General features: G+C 63.3%; 22 protein-coding genes and 1 pseudogene. 14 read left to right on the top strand and 9 right to left on the bottom strand.

The window, feature by feature from the left end; genetic code table 11:
- Nucleotides 1-306 carry a DUF2469 domain-containing protein gene (locus B4400_RS15210; protein ID WP_005056986.1) on the top strand — a complete coding sequence of 102 codons (306 nt, stop codon included), beginning with the start codon at nucleotides 1-3 and terminating at the stop codon, nucleotides 304-306.
- Nucleotides 307-338: 32 nt separating this feature from the next.
- Here the strand turns inward: B4400_RS15210 and B4400_RS15205 are convergent, their stop codons facing one another.
- Genes B4400_RS15205 through mbp1 form a run of 4 tightly spaced genes read right to left on the bottom strand, consistent with a single transcriptional unit; the run spans nucleotide 339 to nucleotide 1,706 of the window.
- Nucleotides 339-761, bottom strand: coding sequence for a hypothetical protein (locus B4400_RS15205; RefSeq protein WP_078311113.1), 423 nt, complete (start codon nucleotides 759-761; stop codon nucleotides 339-341).
- Between the two features lie 13 nt (nucleotides 762-774).
- The gene (locus B4400_RS15200) at nucleotides 775-1,062 is read right to left on the bottom strand and encodes a hypothetical protein (protein ID WP_078311112.1); all 288 of its coding nucleotides are present in this window, start codon (nucleotides 1,060-1,062) and stop codon (nucleotides 775-777) included.
- A 41-nt stretch (nucleotides 1,063-1,103) separates the two neighbouring features.
- On the bottom strand, nucleotides 1,104-1,409 hold the full coding sequence (locus B4400_RS15195) for a GlsB/YeaQ/YmgE family stress response membrane protein (protein ID WP_078311111.1): 306 nt from the start codon (nucleotides 1,407-1,409) through the stop codon (nucleotides 1,104-1,106).
- A gap of 54 nt (nucleotides 1,410-1,463) precedes the next feature.
- Nucleotides 1,464-1,706, bottom strand: a complete 243-nt coding sequence (mbp1, locus tag B4400_RS15190; RefSeq protein WP_078287541.1) for a microaggregate-binding protein 1 — start codon at nucleotides 1,704-1,706, stop codon at nucleotides 1,464-1,466.
- Between the two features lie 187 nt (nucleotides 1,707-1,893).
- Between mbp1 and B4400_RS15185 the strand changes: the two genes are divergently transcribed.
- From B4400_RS15185 to dprA, 5 genes are all read left to right on the top strand, one after another.
- Nucleotides 1,894-2,646: a TetR/AcrR family transcriptional regulator gene (locus B4400_RS15185; RefSeq protein ID WP_078311110.1), complete on the top strand. Its 753-nt coding sequence runs from the start codon at nucleotides 1,894-1,896 to the stop codon at nucleotides 2,644-2,646.
- Between the two features lie 128 nt (nucleotides 2,647-2,774).
- Nucleotides 2,775-3,032: a hypothetical protein gene (locus tag B4400_RS15180; RefSeq protein ID WP_286142103.1), complete on the top strand. Its 258-nt coding sequence runs from the start codon at nucleotides 2,775-2,777 to the stop codon at nucleotides 3,030-3,032.
- Nucleotides 3,033-3,380: 348 nt separating this feature from the next.
- Nucleotides 3,381-3,740, top strand: coding sequence for a YraN family protein (locus tag B4400_RS15175; RefSeq protein ID WP_078311109.1), 360 nt, complete (start codon nucleotides 3,381-3,383; stop codon nucleotides 3,738-3,740).
- 1 nt (nucleotide 3,741) lies between these two features.
- Complete coding sequence (locus tag B4400_RS15170; RefSeq protein ID WP_078311108.1) at nucleotides 3,742-5,241, top strand: YifB family Mg chelatase-like AAA ATPase; 1,500 nt, start codon at nucleotides 3,742-3,744, stop codon at nucleotides 5,239-5,241.
- A complete protein-coding gene (gene dprA, locus B4400_RS15165; RefSeq protein ID WP_078311107.1) occupies nucleotides 5,238-6,380 on the top strand; it encodes a DNA-processing protein DprA in 1,143 nt (380 codons plus the stop codon). Before B4400_RS15170 ends, dprA begins: the two co-directional genes overlap by 4 nt.
- A gap of 17 nt (nucleotides 6,381-6,397) precedes the next feature.
- On the opposite strand, the pseudogene B4400_RS15160 reads toward dprA, so the two are convergent.
- Nucleotides 6,398-6,496 (bottom strand): annotated as a pseudogene (locus B4400_RS15160) (class I SAM-dependent methyltransferase); the annotation flags it as partial.
- Between the two features lie 643 nt (nucleotides 6,497-7,139).
- On the opposite strand from B4400_RS15160, the gene B4400_RS15155 reads away from it, so the two are divergent.
- The 3 genes from B4400_RS15155 to B4400_RS24690 all read left to right on the top strand — a co-directional run bounded on the left by B4400_RS15155 (nucleotide 7,140) and on the right by B4400_RS24690 (nucleotide 8,833).
- Nucleotides 7,140-7,757 (top strand): carbonic anhydrase, encoded by a 618-nt coding sequence (locus tag B4400_RS15155; protein ID WP_078311106.1) that lies wholly within the window; start codon nucleotides 7,140-7,142, stop codon nucleotides 7,755-7,757.
- A gap of 10 nt (nucleotides 7,758-7,767) precedes the next feature.
- On the top strand, nucleotides 7,768-8,592 hold the full coding sequence (locus B4400_RS15150; protein ID WP_078311105.1) for a YoaK family protein: 825 nt from the start codon (nucleotides 7,768-7,770) through the stop codon (nucleotides 8,590-8,592).
- A gap of 85 nt (nucleotides 8,593-8,677) precedes the next feature.
- On the top strand, nucleotides 8,678-8,833 hold the full coding sequence (locus tag B4400_RS24690; protein WP_170915017.1) for a hypothetical protein: 156 nt from the start codon (nucleotides 8,678-8,680) through the stop codon (nucleotides 8,831-8,833).
- A 60-nt stretch (nucleotides 8,834-8,893) separates the two neighbouring features.
- On the opposite strand, the gene B4400_RS15145 is transcribed toward B4400_RS24690, so the two are convergent.
- Nucleotides 8,894-9,259, bottom strand: coding sequence for a DoxX family protein (locus B4400_RS15145; RefSeq protein WP_078311104.1), 366 nt, complete (start codon nucleotides 9,257-9,259; stop codon nucleotides 8,894-8,896).
- Nucleotides 9,260-9,457: 198 nt separating this feature from the next.
- Between B4400_RS15145 and B4400_RS15140 the strand changes: the two genes are divergently transcribed.
- From B4400_RS15140 to B4400_RS15130, 3 genes are all read left to right on the top strand, one after another.
- Nucleotides 9,458-10,045 (top strand): TetR/AcrR family transcriptional regulator, encoded by a 588-nt coding sequence (locus tag B4400_RS15140; RefSeq protein ID WP_078311164.1) that lies wholly within the window; start codon nucleotides 9,458-9,460, stop codon nucleotides 10,043-10,045.
- A 75-nt stretch (nucleotides 10,046-10,120) separates the two neighbouring features.
- The gene (locus tag B4400_RS15135) at nucleotides 10,121-10,951 is read left to right on the top strand and encodes a siderophore-interacting protein (protein WP_078311103.1); all 831 of its coding nucleotides are present in this window, start codon (nucleotides 10,121-10,123) and stop codon (nucleotides 10,949-10,951) included.
- A gap of 8 nt (nucleotides 10,952-10,959) precedes the next feature.
- Entirely contained in the window at nucleotides 10,960-11,862 is a 903-nt protein-coding gene (locus B4400_RS15130) for a tyrosine recombinase XerC (protein WP_170915020.1), read from the top strand.
- Nucleotides 11,863-12,284: 422 nt separating this feature from the next.
- On the opposite strand, the gene B4400_RS15120 is transcribed toward B4400_RS15130, so the two are convergent.
- Both B4400_RS15120 and B4400_RS15115 read right to left on the bottom strand, forming a co-directional pair.
- Complete coding sequence (locus tag B4400_RS15120; RefSeq protein WP_286151273.1) at nucleotides 12,285-15,125, bottom strand: MMPL/RND family transporter; 2,841 nt, start codon at nucleotides 15,123-15,125, stop codon at nucleotides 12,285-12,287.
- A 38-nt stretch (nucleotides 15,126-15,163) separates the two neighbouring features.
- Entirely contained in the window at nucleotides 15,164-15,571 is a 408-nt protein-coding gene (locus B4400_RS15115) for an MmpS family transport accessory protein (protein WP_078311099.1), read from the bottom strand.
- 157 nt (nucleotides 15,572-15,728) lie between these two features.
- Between B4400_RS15115 and B4400_RS15110 the strand changes: the two genes are divergently transcribed.
- Both B4400_RS15110 and B4400_RS15105 read left to right on the top strand, forming a co-directional pair.
- Nucleotides 15,729-16,694: a TetR family transcriptional regulator gene (locus B4400_RS15110; RefSeq protein WP_078311098.1), complete on the top strand. Its 966-nt coding sequence runs from the start codon at nucleotides 15,729-15,731 to the stop codon at nucleotides 16,692-16,694.
- A 14-nt stretch (nucleotides 16,695-16,708) separates the two neighbouring features.
- Nucleotides 16,709-16,954, top strand: coding sequence for a hypothetical protein (locus B4400_RS15105; RefSeq protein WP_078311097.1), 246 nt, complete (start codon nucleotides 16,709-16,711; stop codon nucleotides 16,952-16,954).
- A gap of 7 nt (nucleotides 16,955-16,961) precedes the next feature.
- On the opposite strand, the gene B4400_RS15100 is transcribed toward B4400_RS15105, so the two are convergent.
- Nucleotides 16,962-17,420 carry a M23 family metallopeptidase gene (locus B4400_RS15100; RefSeq protein ID WP_212566654.1) on the bottom strand — a complete coding sequence of 153 codons (459 nt, stop codon included), beginning with the start codon at nucleotides 17,418-17,420 and terminating at the stop codon, nucleotides 16,962-16,964.
- Between the last annotated feature and the right edge of the window lie 38 nt (nucleotides 17,421-17,458).

The raw sequence follows: 17,458 nt of genomic DNA, 5'->3' as shown, positions 1-17,458 counted from the left end.
ATGAGCGCCGAAGACCTCGAAAAGTATGAAACCGAGATGGAACTCTCGCTGTATCGCGAGTACAAGGACATCGTCGGGCAGTTCAGCTACGTGGTGGAGACCGAGCGACGGTTTTACCTGGCCAATAGCGTCGAGGTGATTCCACGGAACACCGACTCCGAGGTGTACTTCGAGCTACGGCTTTCTGACGCCTGGGTGTGGGACCTGTTCCGGCCGGCGCGCTTCGTCAAACACGTGCGCGTGATCACCTTCAAGGACGTCAACATCGAAGAGGTGGACAAGCCAGAGCTGCGCCTGCCGGAGTAAATCTCCGACAGGCGCAGCTGGGCCGTACTGCTTTACGGGATGCTGACGCAACCCACGTTGTCGACGCATCCGCCGCCGCCACCTGGGCCGCCGTGGCCTCCGCCGACGCCGGGGATGTTGCCCCCGCCGCCCTCGGGTCCGCCGCCTCCGGTCGGGCCGCCGGGGATGCTCCCGCTCCCGCCACCGGGTCCGCCGCCTCCGGTCGGGCCGCCGGGGATGGCGCCGGATCCGCCCTCAGGACCACCGCTACCGGTCGGGCCGGGCGCCGGGGTGCCGTCCGGTGCGCCGCTGGGCGCAGGAACGGTCGTCGTCGTGGTGGTTGTGGTTGTTGTGGTCGTCGCGCTGGTGCTTGTCGGGCCACTGTCGGTGCTGGTGCCGCACCCGGTCAGTGCCGCGCCAATAACGATGGCGAATCCGGCAAAAACCTTGGTGGCCTTGACTGTTGGCGTTCTCATGTGATGCTCCCGGTTAGAGGTGTGGGGCTTCTTTGATCTTGCTGTTCTCGTTGCCCAACGTCTTGCAATAGGCCAAGGCGGAGTTCCGTGCCGCCGTGGACTGCAGACCACTGGGGTCTTGTTGGTTCTCGTCCTTCAGCATCTTGATGACGGCCTCGTTCTGGGTGGCCTCGTCCTGGGTGAGGTATTCCTTGCATGTGGTGTCGCCACCCTGATTGATCACACTGGAACAGCCCGCCAGCGAGATGGCCGCGGCCAAACCGGCGGCCACCGCGAGTTTCTTCGAAATGGACGGAATCACTGGGGCCCCTTCTGTTGTGGACTGCCGGAATCTGTTGTCACTCATCGCCGGCCGCTGACGAGGCGCACGAGGAACAAGAGAATGCATGCGCCCGCCAGCGCGGTGACGAATGTCAGAACCCAGCCGAAGCCATAGGTGCCGATATCGAGCAGGTTCAGGAGGAATCCGCCTAACAGCCCGCCCACAATCCCGACCACGATGTTGAGCAGGAGCCCTTGCTGACCGTCGGTGCCCATGATCTTGCTGGCCACCCATCCGGCGATTCCGCCGATGACGATCCATCCGATCCAGCCGATGCCAAAGCCAAGGTGGGCTGCCGCAACATCAGCGGCCATAGGTGAAATCATGTGTGGTTTCCTGATTCTCGTGGGAGTTGGGGCGGGCTGCTACGGCGATCTGTGCTACTTCTCGGCGTCTTCGCGGGCCTGATGCACGGCAGCCTCGGCGCGGGCCTTTTCTGCCTCGGCTTCCTTGGCGGCTACCTCACGCTGAGCCTCGGCCTTGTCCTGCTGTGCCTGGCCTTCGCGCTCCAGCGACTCATCGTCGGTGAGCTTGCCGAAGGCCTCCTTGGCCTTGCCCTTGACGTCCTCGACGACGCCCTTGATGCCGGCCTCGATACCGCTGTCCCTGTTGTCATCGCTCATGTGTCGCTCCTTATCAGTGCGTGTGCGGTGCAACCGCTCGATGTCACCTCGTAGTGAGGCGATGAATCCACCGTAGCAAGGGTTGTGTACTACGTAAACTACCTCGTAAACAAACAGGTGCTGGCCAGGTGTTTAGCTGGCAGAGGTACCGTCGTGTGGACGGCGAAGCCGCCACGGGGACGTCGTCATGGCCCGAGCCCAGAAATGCACAGTGGGAGTGACGGACGCAGTGGAAGAGACGGAAAACCAAACAAGTGCAGGTAACCCCGAGGGTCGCCGGCCACGATCGCTGACTCGTGCCGAGATCCTCGATACCGCGATCGGGCTGGTGGACCGTGACGGGTTAGATCAGCTGACCATGCGGCGGCTTGGTGCCGCCTGCGGTGTCGAGGCGATGGCCCTGTACCGCCACGTCCACGGTCGCCAGGACCTGCTTGGCGGAATTGTCGACCACTTGGTCGAGAAACTCTACGATGACCAACTCGCCGCGCGCCGGCAGGAAGATGGTTGGCAGGACTATCTCGTCAGACTTGCGCACGGAGTGCGAGCGATTGCGATCGAGCATCCGCATCTGTTCCCGACGTTGGCGACTCGGCCGCCGGAGGCTCCGTGGGTCCGGCCGCCACTGCGGAGCATGAAGTGGATGGAGACCTTCCTGGACACACTGATCTCCTACGGTTTTGATGATCGCGGTGCAGTGACCGCCTATCGCGCGTACACCACATTCCTCCTGGGCCAGCTTCTGTTGGAGGTCTCTGCACGCGGAGTCTCGTTGAGCCCGGTCGAGGACGAGCTACCAGACAAGACTCTGCGGAGTTTGTCGAACTATCCGAACCTGCAACGGATGCAGAAGCAGCTCAGCGAGGACCACAGCGCGACAGAGTTCGAAGAGGCACTCGAATCGCTGCTCGATCGGCTCGAGGGCAACGCACCGCGTTAGGTGGTGGCGGCATCTCCTTGCTGATATCTGTCTAGACCTGACAGATATCGGCCACTGTGATCGGAATTACTCTTCAGCGGAACATCGTTCGAGTTGCGAACGTGGTGCGCGTAGCCCATTCTCTGCCGATGGGTATTTTGCTGATGCGGGCGGCGGCGATGATCGCGCCGATGATTGTCGTTGCCCTGCCAGTGGCCTCGCCAGGTGTAGCCGTGGCTGAGCCGCAGGCGCACTGTGTGCCGTCGAAGTCGAGTGGCGCCGTCTGCACCGCGCGGGACGATGTCGAGATCAAGTCGGCTCCCAACTCGAAGGACCTGCCGGGGCCCGCGTCGGGCGCGATTGGCAAGGTTGCGCCCGTGGTTCATCCGGTCAAGATGTGGAACTAGTGCGCTGACCGCGCCAGCGCAGCAGGTGCTCGACCACGCGCTGGACGTATTGCACACATTGGTCATCCGTCGAGATCGCGCTTCTCACCGCGGGCGCGCTGGCGGACGCTGACATCGCCAGCCAGACGGGTAGAACTGTTCAGGCAGTCGCGGCGCAGCGCCGGCGCCTTCGCCAGAGGCGCGCGATCCGGCTCGGGTTATACCCCACGGTCGCAGTACCCCGGACGTGAACCTCGGTAGGAATCACCCACGCCCGGGGGCTGTGGATCGATGCTGGAATGTGGATAACACTCGTCGGCGGAACATCTCGGCTGAACATGTGTCGGTACCTGTGCGGATGGTGGCGACATGACAACCAGCACACGCGCACAGATCGGTAGCCGCGGAGAGGATCTCGCCGCCGATTACCTGAGAGAAGACGGGTTCGCGATCCTCGATCGCAATTGGCGATGCCGGTACGGGGAGCTCGACATCATCGCGGCCGACGGTGAAGTGTTGGTCTTTGTCGAGGTGAAGACTCGAACGGGCCGCGCGTTCGGAACGCCTGCGGAGGCGGTGACACATACCAAGCTGCGTAGGTTACGGCGGCTCGCGGGCATCTGGCTGGCTGCCCAGGACGGGTTATGGCCGTCCGTGCGTATTGATGTCATCGAAATTCGATTGGGCAGCCCTGTTCCGGAGATCACCCACATTCACGGGGTGAGCTGAGATGGCCTTGGGAAGAGCGTATTCCGTCGCGGTCAAAGCGGTAACCGGCCAGACCGTGGAGATCGAGGCCGATATCAGCGCAGGGCTTCCCGGAGTGCACCTGGTCGGACTGCCCGACGCCGCCCTGCAGGAGTCCCGTGACCGCGTGCGCGCGGCGATCACCAACTGCGGGTTCGCCTGGCCGGCATCGCGTCTCACCTTGGCTCTATCACCCGCGACGCTGCCGAAGATGGGCTCGGTGTATGACCTGGCGCTCGCCACCGCCGTGTTGTCGGCCAGTAGGGCGATCCCACCGACAAGGTTGGAAAAGACCCTGCTCCTAGGGGAGTTGGCTCTCGACGGGCGGGTGCGCCCGATCCGCGGTGTGCTCCCGGCGGTGCTGGCGGCCAAACGTGACGGGTGGCCCACCGTGGTGGTACCCAAGGCGAATCTGGGGGAGGCGGGGCTGGTCGACGGTATCGAGGTGTTGGGTGCCCAGACCCTGCGGCAACTGACGGCCTGGTTGTGCGCCGACGGTGAGTTGGATCCGGTGGTGCAGTTGGACGTGGGATGCGAGAACGATATTCCGGATATGGCAGATGTGGTCGGGCATGCCGATGCGCGATTCGCGGTCGAGGTGGCGGCGGCGGGCGCACATCACCTCATGCTGACCGGACCGCCAGGAATCGGTAAAACCATGCTGGCGCAACGCCTGCCGGGTCTGCTGCCGCCCCTGACCGATGGCGAGGCACTGGAAGTAACGGCCATCCACTCGGTCGCGGGCCTGTTGACGGCCCAGCAGCCGTTGATCACCCAACCACCATTCGTCGCGCCCCACCATACGTCGAGTGTCGCCGCGCTCGTCGGTGGTGGCTCCGGTACGGCCAAACCTGGCGCGGTAAGCCGAGCACATCGTGGCGTGCTGTTCCTCGACGAATGTGCCGAGCTCTCGACCCCTGCGCTGGAGGCGTTGCGTACGCCATTGGAGGATGGGGAGATTCGGTTGGCACGGCGTGACGGTGTTGTCACGTACCCGGCTCGATTTCAGTTGGTGCTTGCGGCAAACCCGTGCCCATGTGCGCCGGCGAATCCACGGGATTGCACGTGTCCCTCTCAGCTGCGTCGTCGGTACCTCGGTAAGTTGTCGGGACCACTTCTTGACCGGGTAGATCTTCGGGTAAGGATGCATCCGGTCAGTCAAACCGCTCTCAACGAGGCCACTGAGGGCACGGCGCTTGTGCGTGAGCGCGTGGTGCTGGCCCGCGAACGGGCAGCGCGGCGATGGTCGGAGTACGGATTTCGCGTCAACGCCGATGCTCCTGGGCCGCTGTTGCGCAAGGAGTTCCGCCCATCGCGGACGGTCATGGAGCCGCTGCGTAACGCCATGGAGCGGGGGCTCATCAGTGTTCGGGCTCTGGATCGTTGTCTACGGGTCGCGTGGACTCTCGCAGACCTCGCCGGGCGGGATCTCCCGGGCGCTGAGGATGTGAAGCTCGCGTTGACCTTCCGTGACAAGCGATGAGCGGCGACCCGGCCGACTGGGCCTACTTGTCACGCGTGACTGAGGCGCCCAGTGCGGAACTCGAGGCCATGGTGTCGGTGTTCGGCGCACATGAGACCGCCGAGCGCGTCCGGCGCTTGGACGTACCGGATCGGGTGCGGACCATCGTGCATGCCCGGCACCTCATAGACCGCAGCCGCGAGGATCTGCAGATCTTGTATCGCCTTGGCGGGCGCCTGGTGACACCCGATGATCCGGAATGGCCGGGGTGGCAGTTCCAGAGTTTCGCCATGATCGACACGAAGCGGATGCCGAGTGGGCGAGCACCGCTTGCACTCTGGGTGGTCGGTGAGCATTCCCTGTCGGAGGTGACGTCCCGGGCCGCGGCACTCGTCGGTACGCGCGCCTGCACGGGCTATGGCGAACATGTGACGGCCGAACTCGCAACGGGTTTGGTGGCGCGTGACGTAGCAGTGGTCTCCGGCGGCGCGTTTGGGATCGACGGTGTCGCGCATCGAGCGGCACTGGCCTGCGAGGGCATCACGATCGCTGTACTCGCGGGAGGTGTGGACGTACCCTATCCGGCCGGTCACTCGGGGCTGCTCTACCGAATCGCCCGCCACGGACTGGTGATCAGCGAGTACCCGCCAGGCGTGCGGCCCGCGCGATACCGATTTCTCACCCGAAATCGGTTGGTGGCAGCGCTCTCCGGCGCGACGGTGGTGGTGGAGGCGGGTATCCGCAGCGGAGCTGCCAACACCGCCGCCTGGGCGCGCGGGCTGGGCCGGCCCGTTGGTGCGGTGCCCGGCCCGATCACCTCGGTTGCGTCGGCGGGTACCCATATTGAGATAGCCGAACGCGGCGCGCGACTCATTGGCTGTGCCCAGGATGTGATCGAGTTGGCAGGTCGATTGGGCGAGTTCGCACCCGAGCTCGAAAGGCCCACCAACGTCGTCGACGAGCTCGGCGAGGACGAGAAGCGTGTCTACGAGGCACTGCCCGGTCGTGGTAGAGCCTCAATTCAACAACTGGTCGTCGAATCGGGGTTGAGTACCTGCCGAGTGCAGGGCGCGTTGGCGATCCTGGAGCTTGAGCAGTTGGTGGAAGACGCGGGCGGTGACTGGAAGGTCGCTCGCCGTCGCCGGTTGCGGCAGGTCTGAGGCCAAGGGAGGCGCTATACCCGACTATCGAGCCCCGCGGCGACAGCGACCACCTGGCGGATGCCGTGCGGGTCGACACTGCTCATTAAGTAGTCGTCGAAGTACTTGGTCCGTGCTATGACCTAGGCGGCCAGGCCCGCCCCGCACGCGGAGGCGAATTGACCGCATCGGAAAGCGCTTTGGCGTAGGGGTCGATGAACACGGCGTCTGGCCGCGTGCTCTCTATTGCCTTGATGCGGGCGATCCCCAGCGAAGCGCTCCATGAATGCCATTATCGACTTTGCCTGGTAGCTAGAGCGATTTGTTATGAACTGGCGCAGTCTGAACTTTTCTTGTGAATGTTGGGCATATCTATTCAAGCGGGTAGTCGTAACATCCAGAAGGCGAGATAGCCTCCGCTGCTGCGTCTTTCGAACACGGGGGGTATCCGCAGTTCGGCAAGGTAGTGGGCGTTCGAGTTTGTTGTGGCGGTGGATGATTGCCAACTGATTGCGGATTGGCGTTGCGGCATCCATGGATTCCAGGCATATTGGACTCGGGTGCTTTCAATGGCTGCGACGCCCATCGGAGAGATCTGCCGGGGCTGCCACCGTCGGCTGCAGAGTCTGCAAGTCGATGAATTCGCTTCCAGCAGTGCGTGTCTCGATGTGCTATGGGGAAGTGCTCCGATCCCCTCGGGAGTCAACCTTTGGTTGAATTAACTCAACTGTGTGTTGAAGATCACAGGCATGCTATACCCCGGTAGGGTATGAAGGAAATATGAGATCTGATCCGAAGACCGCCTGGAAGGCGCTCGAAGAGGGTAATCAGCGTTTTGTCGGTGGTTGTCCGCAGCATCCGAGCCAGAGCGTCGCGCGTCGTACCGAGCTGGCTAATGGCCAGAACCCGCAGGTGATGTTGTTTGGCTGCTCGGATAGCCGGGTGGCCGCGGAGATCATTTTCGATCAGGGCCTGGGCGACATGTTCATCGTGCGCACCGCGGGGCAGGTGATCGACTCGGCAGTGCTGGGTTCGATCGAATATGCGGTGGCGGTGTTGGGTGTGCCGCTGATCGCGATCTTGGGGCATGACTCCTGCGGCGCGGTGGGCGCCACGGTGCAGGCTCTGGACACCGGTGAGGTACCGGGCGGGTACATCAGGGATCTGGTGGTGCGGGTGATGCCCTCGATCCTGGGCGGCCGCAAAGACGGACTGACCCGGATCGATGAGTTCGAGGCCCGCCATGTCGAGGAGACCGGCATCAAGCTGCTGCAGCGCTCGCAGGTGGTGGCCGATGCGGTCGAGGCCAAGAAGCTCGCGCTGGTGTATCTGACCTACAAACTCGCCGACGGGCGCGTCGTTTTGCACGGCCACGTCGGCGACATCGGTAAGCCCTGAGTTCGCCGGTATGAACACGAAGAGGGGTGGCGGTTCGGTGGCCGTAGAGAACAGGTCTCAGGGCGATAGGGAAATCGACAATCGCAACGGTGATGCCGCGGCGTCCTCATCTGCCGACGCGGTCATAACACGCGAAGCCGCCATCGGAGGCGAGGCCCGGCTTTCCTGGCTGCTTTCCGGGCTCGCCGGAATGGTTGGGGCAGTGGCCTTCTTGCATAGCGCGGGCTACTTCGTGACGTTTATGACCGGTAACACCGAGCGTGCCGTGCTGACGTGGTTCAAGGTCACGGACAAACAGCAAGTGGCGGGTGCGGGTCCGATTGCCGCTATCTCGATGATCGGCGCCTTCCTCTTTGGGGTCATCGTGGCGTCGTACTGCAGGCGAAAATTTTGGAAGAATCACCCGCACGGGGCGACCGTCCTGACCACGTTCGGTCTTCTCGCGGCGGCCGCCGTCGACTTCTTCCAGGACCGGGGCTTCAACGCGAATGTTGACGTACATTTCACGCCAATTCTATTGTTGGCCTTTGCGATCGGGGCCTTGAACACGTCGTTCGTTAAGAAGGGTGAAACGGCCATTCCCTTGAGCTATGTCACGGGGACGGTCGTCAAACTGGGCCAAGGTATCGAGCGGCATCTCTTTGGCAAGGGTTCTGTCTTTGAATGGCTCGGGTACGCCATGCTTTACCTGTCCTTCATTCTGGGCGCCGCCATAGGCGGCGGCATAGCCTCGCTCTATAGCGGGTCCAAGGTGATACTCACCGTCGGATTGATATGCGGTGCAACAACTCTGATCACCTTTTTCCACTCCGACCGAAAAACCATTCTCGGTTGAGTGGTGCGGCGATTCTTGCCAGTTCGGTCTGTCGATAGCCGGAACGGTTCTTCCATAAAGTTAGAGAAGAGAAAGGATGCACGTCATGGAGCCTGGATTTCAGATATACGAAGCCCGGAAAGGTCAGCCGGACAGCCCTATCGAGCGCATGAACGACCTCGCGACGGCGATGATCATCGCGGTCCTGTTCATCGCTCTGGGAATGGCCAAATTCGGACCCCTCTGGCTCATCAACTACTGAATGTCGCAGGGACACCATATTTCTTCTCGTGAGCACGCCCAGTGGCCCCTCTGAGGTGGATCAGCCGTACCACTCGAACGCCACGAATACCGCAAGCACGATCAGGATCACGTTGACGGGGGCCAGCTTCCATTCGTTGCGACGAACGTGAACACCGAAGGCCCCTGCCTGCAACACCGCGAGTCCGGCCGCGGCAAGCGGGCTCAGCACCGGGGCGATTCCCGTCGCGTGGGGGAGTACTACGCCAATTGCGCCGAGCACTTCCAGTCCGCCGATCCCCTTGACGACGGTGGGGGTGAAGTCGCTGGCCCAGGCGAGGTTGGGATTGGCCGTGATTTTCTCGTACGGCGTGACCAGTTTGAACACACCCGCGCCGAGGTGCACCACGGCGAGAATGCCGGCACAGATCCACAACCAGGTAGCCATCGCGTCAGTATGCCCGGCCGTAACGGTGGTGTTCGGAGATCCCGATAAAGATCATGACCGTTGTGCGGAAGTCCTCAACGCGATTGCCGGTACGTGGGGGGATGATGGTTATGAAGGAAGGATGTGGCGGATTTCGTGACTGATGCCGGTGAGCTGACGCGGCGCCCTCGTGGCCGGCCGCGCAAAGGCGGGGAAGGAGTGTCGGCCGACGCGATCTTCACCGCGGCGCTACAGGCCTTCGCCACTCATGGGTATCAGGGCATGTCGATGCGCACCCTCAATCGCGAGCTGGGCGTGAGCCATAACCTGCTGCATCAACGGTTTTCGTCGAAGGAACAGCTCTGGTACGCCGCCATAGACTGGGGATTCCAGGCGATCGTCGACAAGGTTCTGGCAGACGACGACGAGAGCCTGAGTTCCTCCGAGCGGATCAAACGATTCATCAAGATGTTTGTGATCTTCGCCGCCGAGCACCCCGAGTTGATCCGCATCATGGACATCGAGGCGGGCCAGGACAGCGAGCGGCTGCAGCACATCTGTCAGGCCTACGTCATCCCCATGCAAGAACGGCTTGGCCCAGTCTACGAAGAGGCAGTCAAGGCGGGGGAGCTACGCGATGTACCGCTCCAGACCAGCTTCTTTCTCATCACGTCCGGCACCGCCGCCTTGTTCAGCAGCGGAGCGCTGGCCCGTACGGTGTTCGGGGATGCGGTGTTCGATCCGGAGCAAGTGCAGGCTCACGCCGAAGCCGCCGCCGAGTTGATCGTCAGGGGCATGTTGCCGTGACGGGGGCGCCCATTCGCGGTTGTTCCTCCGTATAGTCAAGGCAATTGACATAGAGGATTCGACGCAGGAGGCGATATGGCACGCCCGCTACATGAGTTGCAGGTAGTTCGGACCGAGCAGGTGACTCCGCATATCACCCGGGTGGTGCTTGGCGGTAACGGATTTGACGGTTTCGAGGCCACCCCAGACACCGACAGCTATGCCAAGCTGATATTTCTTCCGGAGGGCCACGAAGGGCCAGGTCCACGGGATATCGACCAGGCGCGTGACATGGAGGCCACCGTCCGCACCTACACCATCCGCTCCGTGGATGCCGACCGTCGCGAGATCGCCATCGACTTCGTCGTGCACGGGGGTTCCGGTGTGGCCGGCCCGTGGGCAGCGCGCGCCATACCCGGAGACAGGCTGTACGTCACCGACTCGCACGGCGCTTATTCGCCTGATCCAGCCGCCGACTGGCATCTACTGGCCGGTGACGAGTCGGCCATCCCGGCGATCACCGTCGCGTTGCAAGCACTGGCGGAGGGTGCCCGCGCCAAGGTGTTCATCGAGGTGGCCGGTCCGCAGGACGAGATCGCCTTCGATACCCGCGGCGATGTCGAGGTCGTCTGGGTCCACCGCGGCGCCGGTGCCGACGAGGTCGACGCGAACCTGGCGGGGGATAACGCTCCGTTGGTCGAGGCGGTGCGCTCCGCGGAGTGGCTGCCCGGGCAGGTGCAGGTGTTCATCCACGGCGAGGCTCAGACGGTGATGCACAATCTGCGGCCATACATCCGCAAGGAGCGTGGGATAGCACCGAAATGGGCCGCCTCAATCTCGGGATATTGGCGTCGCGGCCGCACCGAGGAGACTTTCCGCGTGTGGAAACAGGAGCTGGCGGCCGCCGAAGCTACCGTGAGGGAGTGACACCGCAGCTGACCGCGATTCTCGACGAGTTCGCCGAGCATCTGGCGCTGGAGCGCGGCCGGTCAGTCCACACGCAGCGCGCCTATCGGGGGGATCTCACCTCGTTGTTCGATCACCTCGCGGCGGCCCATCCGGACGCTACTCTGGCTGACCTGTCGCTTCCCGTGCTGCGGTCATGGCTTGGCGCTCAGGCCCGGCAGGGTGCGGCACGTTCCACCGTCGCGCGGCGTACCTCGGCGGTGAAGATTTTCACGGCCTGGGCGACCCGTCGCGGACTGTTGGAGACAGATCCCGCGATTCGCTTGCAACAGCCTAAGTCTCGCCGTACGTTGCCCGCTGTGCTGCGACAAGATCAGGCCGTCGCGGCGATGGAAGCAGCGCATTCGGGCGCCGAACAAGACGATCCGATGGCATTGAGGGATCGATTGATCGTCGAGATGCTCTACGCCACGGGGATCCGCGTCAGCGAGCTGTGCGGTCTGGATATCGACGATATCGACAGGTCGCGAAAAGTATTGCGCGTCTTGGGTAAGGGCGACAAGGAGCGCACTGTGCCATTCGGCGGTCCCGCCGCCGATGCTCTGACCGCATGGCTGGACCGCGGTCGACCACATCTTGCCACCGCCGGTTCTCGCGGGGCGGTGCTCCTCGGCGCGCGTGGGCGGCGCATCGATCCGCGTCAGGTCCGCACCGTGGTGCATCAAACCATGTCTGCCGTGCCCGGTGCCCCGGATATCGGCCCGCACGGTCTGCGGCACAGCGCCGCAACGCATCTGCTGGAAGGCGGCGCGGACTTGCGTGTCGTTCAGGAGCTGCTCGGGCACTCCACGCTGGCCACCACTCAGCTCTACACCCATGTCACCGTGGCGCGCCTGCGGGCCGTCCACGATCAGGCACACCCGCGGGCGTGAGGGCGTCACGCGCCATCTCGTGGCTTTCTTCTCCATCGGCACATCCGGGTGGGATTGACGCGACTCCTCCAGCGTTGCCGTCGGTTACGGCGGGTTCGTGCCTCCAAACTCGCCTTTTCTTGCCGTGATTGCTTGCGCATCATGCGGTCCACTTCGCGCTGGTAGTAGCTCATCGATCCGCCATTACCACCGGCCGCCCACAGGGCCACCACCACCAGGAACAGAAGCACTGCGGCGAACCCGGCTCCCGTAAGCACGGCCGTTACCCGCGGTTCCCAGCGCGCGATGTGACGATGCTGAGCTGTAGTGGGCCGAGGTTCAATTCGCAACTGCGGTCATCGAGATATCTTGTGCCCAGGTCCATCTCGAGTGATGTGCGAGGCGCAACGGTCGTTGATATGTCGCAGCTGCACATGTGCGCGTCACCTGCCTCCGGTGGTCACGAGCTGACTGCGGTCAGGAACATCCGGGGACGTAGCGCTGTGCGGGATCGCGTCGCGACCTGTGGCTCGGTCGTGCACCACCACGGGCCACCAGAACCAGCGACCCAGCAGTGTTGCGATGGAGGGGATCACGAACGATCGCACGATCAATGTATCCAACAGCAGCCCCAGACCGACGGTCGTACCGAGCTGGGCGATGTTATGCGCGTATCCAGCGATCATCGCGAACATGGTGAACCCGAACACCAATCCCGCGGTGGTGACCACTCCGCCGGTGTTGGCCATCGAGCGGATGATGCCCGTCTTGATACCGGCATGCATCTCCTCGCGGAATCTGGCGACCAACAGCATGTTGTAGTCGGCGCCCACCGCGACCAGGAAGACGAATGACAGCGGGGCCACCGACCAATGCAGCGGATTGCCGATGATGTCTTGCCAGACGAATATGGCCAGGCCTAGAGCGGAAAGGTAGGACAGCGCCACGGTACCGATGACCGCCATCGCGGCAACCAGACTGCGCAGCAGGATCAACACCACGCAGAACACGAAGGCGAATGCGGCCACCACGCTGGTGATGAAGTCCTCTCGCGTGAACGCTTCGATGTTCAGAAGGGTGCCGCCCGGGCCGCCGATGCTCACCGTGCTCCCGGCCAGCGACGTGTTCTTGATCGACTGCAATGCGGTCGGAATGATCTTGGCGCTCAGGTCCATTGCTTCGCGGCTGAATCCCTCCATATCCGGAGTGACGATCATCCGTGTCACCTTGCCGTCGGTGGAGAAGAAGAACGGCATCGCGTTCTTGAAGAGCGGGTTGTCGAATGCCTGACTGGGCAGGAAGAACGACGAGCCCGGATCACCTGCCGCGAAGCTCTTGCTGAGCTCTTCGGTGAATTGCGTGATCTCGGTGACCTGGGGCACCAGGATCTGCAGTGTGCTCTGCAGCGGGGCGGTGACCGCGTTGACCTGCGCGATGAAGGCCTTCAATCCTGATAGCTGTGCACCCAATTGCGGCAATGTCTGTGCCAGGGCGCCAGTTCCGTTCACCAGATTGCCCACCAGCCCGTCGAAACGGTGCAGATCGTCGAAGAGCGAGAAGCCGGTGATTGCGGCCTGGCAATACTCGTTGTCCCGGCAGTTCGGAATTGATCCCACGAAGTCCTCGGCCGGCTTGGCGGTTTCGCGTAGCGTGTCAACCTTTTGTACGACGGCGGCCAGGCTGGTGCGCAATTCGGTTGCACCCACCTGGATCTGGGTGGCACCCCGGGTCCCGTTCTGCAGTGCTTGCTCCAGCCCCTTGACGGTGAGCGAGAGCTGCCCGACCTGGCCGCTCAGGGCAGTGAGGTCGGTGATGCGCTGGTTGAGCAGATTGGTCATCTGGGTCAGCCGTCCACCGATGTATCCGGCTTGCGAGGTAAGTGCCCCTTGCTCCAGCGGGGCGCCGAGCGGGCGGGTAATGCCCTGCACATTGTTGATACCAGGGATGTCCAGCACGGCATTGGAGAGCTTCGCCAGTGCGATCATGTCCCCGGAGTTGCGCATGTCATGGTCCGACTCGATCAGGAAGAGGCTGGGGGCCATGATGTTTGGCGGCAGGTGGCGATCCGATGCGGCGAAACCCAGGTTCGCTGGGGAGTCGCTGGGTTGCGCGGTCTGCTCGTTAAAGCTGGGCCGGAATCCTGGGAGAACCAACAGTGCGAGCGCGAGCACGGCCATACTGCCCGCGAGTACCGGTCCCGGCCAGCGCACCACATAGGTGGCGATGCGGCGCCATCTGAGCTGCGACTTCTCTTGGCGCGGTTCGAAGAATCCGAGCCGGCTGCCCAGCGCCAGGAGTGCGGGTCCGAGGGTCAGTGCGGCAGCCAGGGTGACCACGACCGCGATGGTGCAGGGCAGCCCGGAAGTGCTGAAGATGGCCAATCGTGTGAAGACCATGCACGCGGTCGCCCCGGCGACAGTGAGTCCCGACGCAATGATGATGTGCTGGACCCCGGCCAATGCCGTGTAGTAGGCGGATTCCGGATCTTCGCCGGCGCGGCGAGCTTCCTGATATCTACCGAGGAGGAATATGCCGTAATCGATTCCGGCCCCCAGGACTATCACCGCGAGCAACGCGGACGCGAAAATTGACACCCCGATGACTTGATGTTCGCCGAGGAAGGCGACGATGGGCCGCCCCACGCCGAGCCCCGCGCCCGCGACGAGCAGTGGCATGGCGATCGTTATCGGGTTGCGGTACACCAGGAACAAGATGGCGCCAACCAAGAGGCCGCAGGAGATCAACAGCAACAGAATGGAATCGTTAATCGAGACCAGTTCGTCGTTGACAACAGCGGATGGTCCGGTCAGGTGTGCTGTAATCCCTTTGGGTGGTGGATATTCGGCGATAATGTCGCGAATGGCCTGGGTGGATTCCATGGCCAGGGCGGTACCCATGTTGCCGGAGAGGTTGATCAAGACATAGGCGGCCTTGCCGTCTGCGCTCTCGTTGGCGCGGGAGAATTGCGGGTTGGACCACAGGTCCATGGACGAGTTGACGTGCTTCTTGTCCTGGTTGATTCGGCCGAGGACCTCCGAGTAGTACCGGTGCGCATCGGCTCCCAGGGGGGCGTCGCCCTCGAGCAGTAGGTAGACGAAGTTGTTGGTTCCCGCCCCGCCGAAGTAGTTGCCCATCTTGACAATCGCCTGAACGGAGGCGGCGTCATCAGGCAGGAACGAACGGGCGTGCCCCTTGATCACCGTCTCCAGCTGGGGGACAGCGAGATTTAGTGCTCCGGCGGCAGCCAGCCACAGCACGATGACGGGAAGGGAGAACCGGTACATCAGCCGGGCGAGTAGGGGTCGCCGGTTGTTTTGGATGTTCACGCCACTACCACCTGGCAGGAGACGGCCGATGAGTCGGAGGACTTTTCGTCGCGGACCTCGCCGTTGATGCTGATGCTGCAGGACATCTGTCCCGCGGTGGCCTGGGCGACCACGCCGGTGGGGATGGTGAGTTTCCCTGTGCGCAAGGTGGTTTGCCAGGGGAGGGTGCCCGATACCTCGCGCACGGTGCCGTCTATGTCGAGATAGGACGCCGCAACGGTGGCACCGATCGGCCCGTCAAGTCGATACTCGACAACCTTTTCCCGCGGCTTACCGATCGACGGCGGCTTGGCCGAATGGCCGATCGCGGGGTCAGGAATGTCGCTGAGCCGCAGATGGGCTATGTAGGCCCCGGCGATACAGAGGACCGCCGTTGATACCAGATACACCCACGTGCCACGCATTCCAGCTCCTCATTGATCCGGTTGGTGAGCGTTGACGTTAACTGGCTGATCGTTAATTTAACAGTTGGTCATATCAATATCACACCGATCGGTCTACTGTGATGCGGAGCACATGAATACGTGGCCCTGGGTGACGCGAAACTGGTAGAAGGGACAGGTGACACGGGCAGGTACCAAGGGCATGCCCCGCGCGGAGCGGGAGCAACAGATCCTGGATGCCGCATGTCAGGAGTTCGGTCGCAGTGGATACGCGGGCATGTCCCTGGCCGCGGTGGCATCGGCCGTTGGAGTGTCCAAGCCCATGGTGCTGGCGTACTTCGGGTCCAAGGAGCAGCTCTATGTCGCGTGTGTACAGCGCGCGGGAGTCATCGTGGGCGATCAGATCGAGGCGGCCATGGAGGCCGCCCCGCCCACACTGGCGTTGCCGCGAGCTGTGCTGCAGGCCGTCTTTCAAGCCCTCGCGCCGCGACCCTCGGACTGGCTGGTCATCTGGGATCAGACCCTGCCCGAAGAGAGTGAAGCACTTGCCGCGGCCCGGGTCGCCAGAACGCGGCTCGCCGCACTGGCCGGTCAAGGTGTGGCCGCGGTGGGAAGCGCGGCCACGCAGCTGCGCGACCCGCAAGACATCGGTGTACTCACCCAGGGCTGGATGGGGATGGTCGGCGCCATGATCACCTGGTGGATCCGGCACCCCGAGCAGAGTGCGGAGCAGATGGCAGAGCGCGCCAGCCGGCTGATCGCCATCATCGCCAGTGCTGGGATATCCGAGGCGGAGTCGCCGGACGGGGCCGCCACGCCACGGCCCGGTAGGCCCGTACGGGGATCCGGTTCCGGGCAGCCACTCAACGCGGCATTCGATCTTTTCGGCCGACGTTGGGCAATCCTGGCACTGTGGGAATTGCGCTCTGGATCAAAGACTTTCTCCGAATTGAGGCGGGACATGAGTGGCCCCGGGGAAGTGTCGACTGGTGTGCTCACCACGCGTCTGGAGGAGTTGACCGCCGCGCATATCGTGCGGAGCCGGGATGGGGAGTATTCGCTGACGGCGGTGGGCAAGGCGCTACTCGTTGCGTTGGCCCCGCTGGAATTGTGGGCAAGAGCCTGGTCGGTATCGGTCCGATGACTACAGTGCCAAGCATGCGCGCCGGAATTCTGGTGGCGGCTACCGCCGCCGTGTTGAGCCTCGGAATCGTGGCACCGGGAACGGCACTCGCCGACGTGTATCCGCCGTGGTGGGTGTGCATGGCCAACGGCGGTGAGATGCGCGCGTTCTACCAAGTGATGACCGAGCAGGACGCACTCGACCGCTTTCATGACGCGGTGTCCAGGCTGTCGCAGGCCACCGGAAAACCCGCGCACGTCGATATTTGTCAGCCCGCCTGAGAGGCTCTTAGCCCCGCGTAAGCGGCTTCAGTCGCAGCGGCGTCGAGGCTAGAAGCCCCAGCGGATCCAGATAGTCCGCGGCTGACGCGGGTCCGCGTAGGGCTCCCCAGTGCAGGCAGGCCGCGCCGGGGCAGCCCGGATGCCCCGGTAGCAATGTCCCGATGAGCGAGCCTTTTGACACCCGCTGACCCGGTGTGACCAGCGGGGTGACCGGCTCGTAGGTAGTACGCAGGCCGCCCGTGTGCTCGATGGAGACCAGCGATCTACCGGCGAGCGATCCGGCGTACACCACCATTCCTGGCCCGGCTGCTACCACACGCTGGTCTGGGGTGCCGGCCATATCCACCCCGCGATGACCCCGGTTCCAGCGCTCCCGCGGCCCGTCGAAGTACCGGGTTATCGCAGCTCGGGGATGTAGCGGCCAGTCGAAACGGTCCTCCGTACCCCCGGCGGAGGCGGCCGCCATGGGGGAGGCGGCCAGCACCAGGGTGAGGATCAGTACGG

The sequence above is a fragment of the Mycobacterium sp. D16Q13 genome, assembly GCF_002013375.1.
Taxonomy (GTDB): domain Bacteria; phylum Actinomycetota; class Actinomycetes; order Mycobacteriales; family Mycobacteriaceae; genus Mycobacterium.
This window is presented reverse-complemented; position numbering and strand designations above follow the sequence as displayed.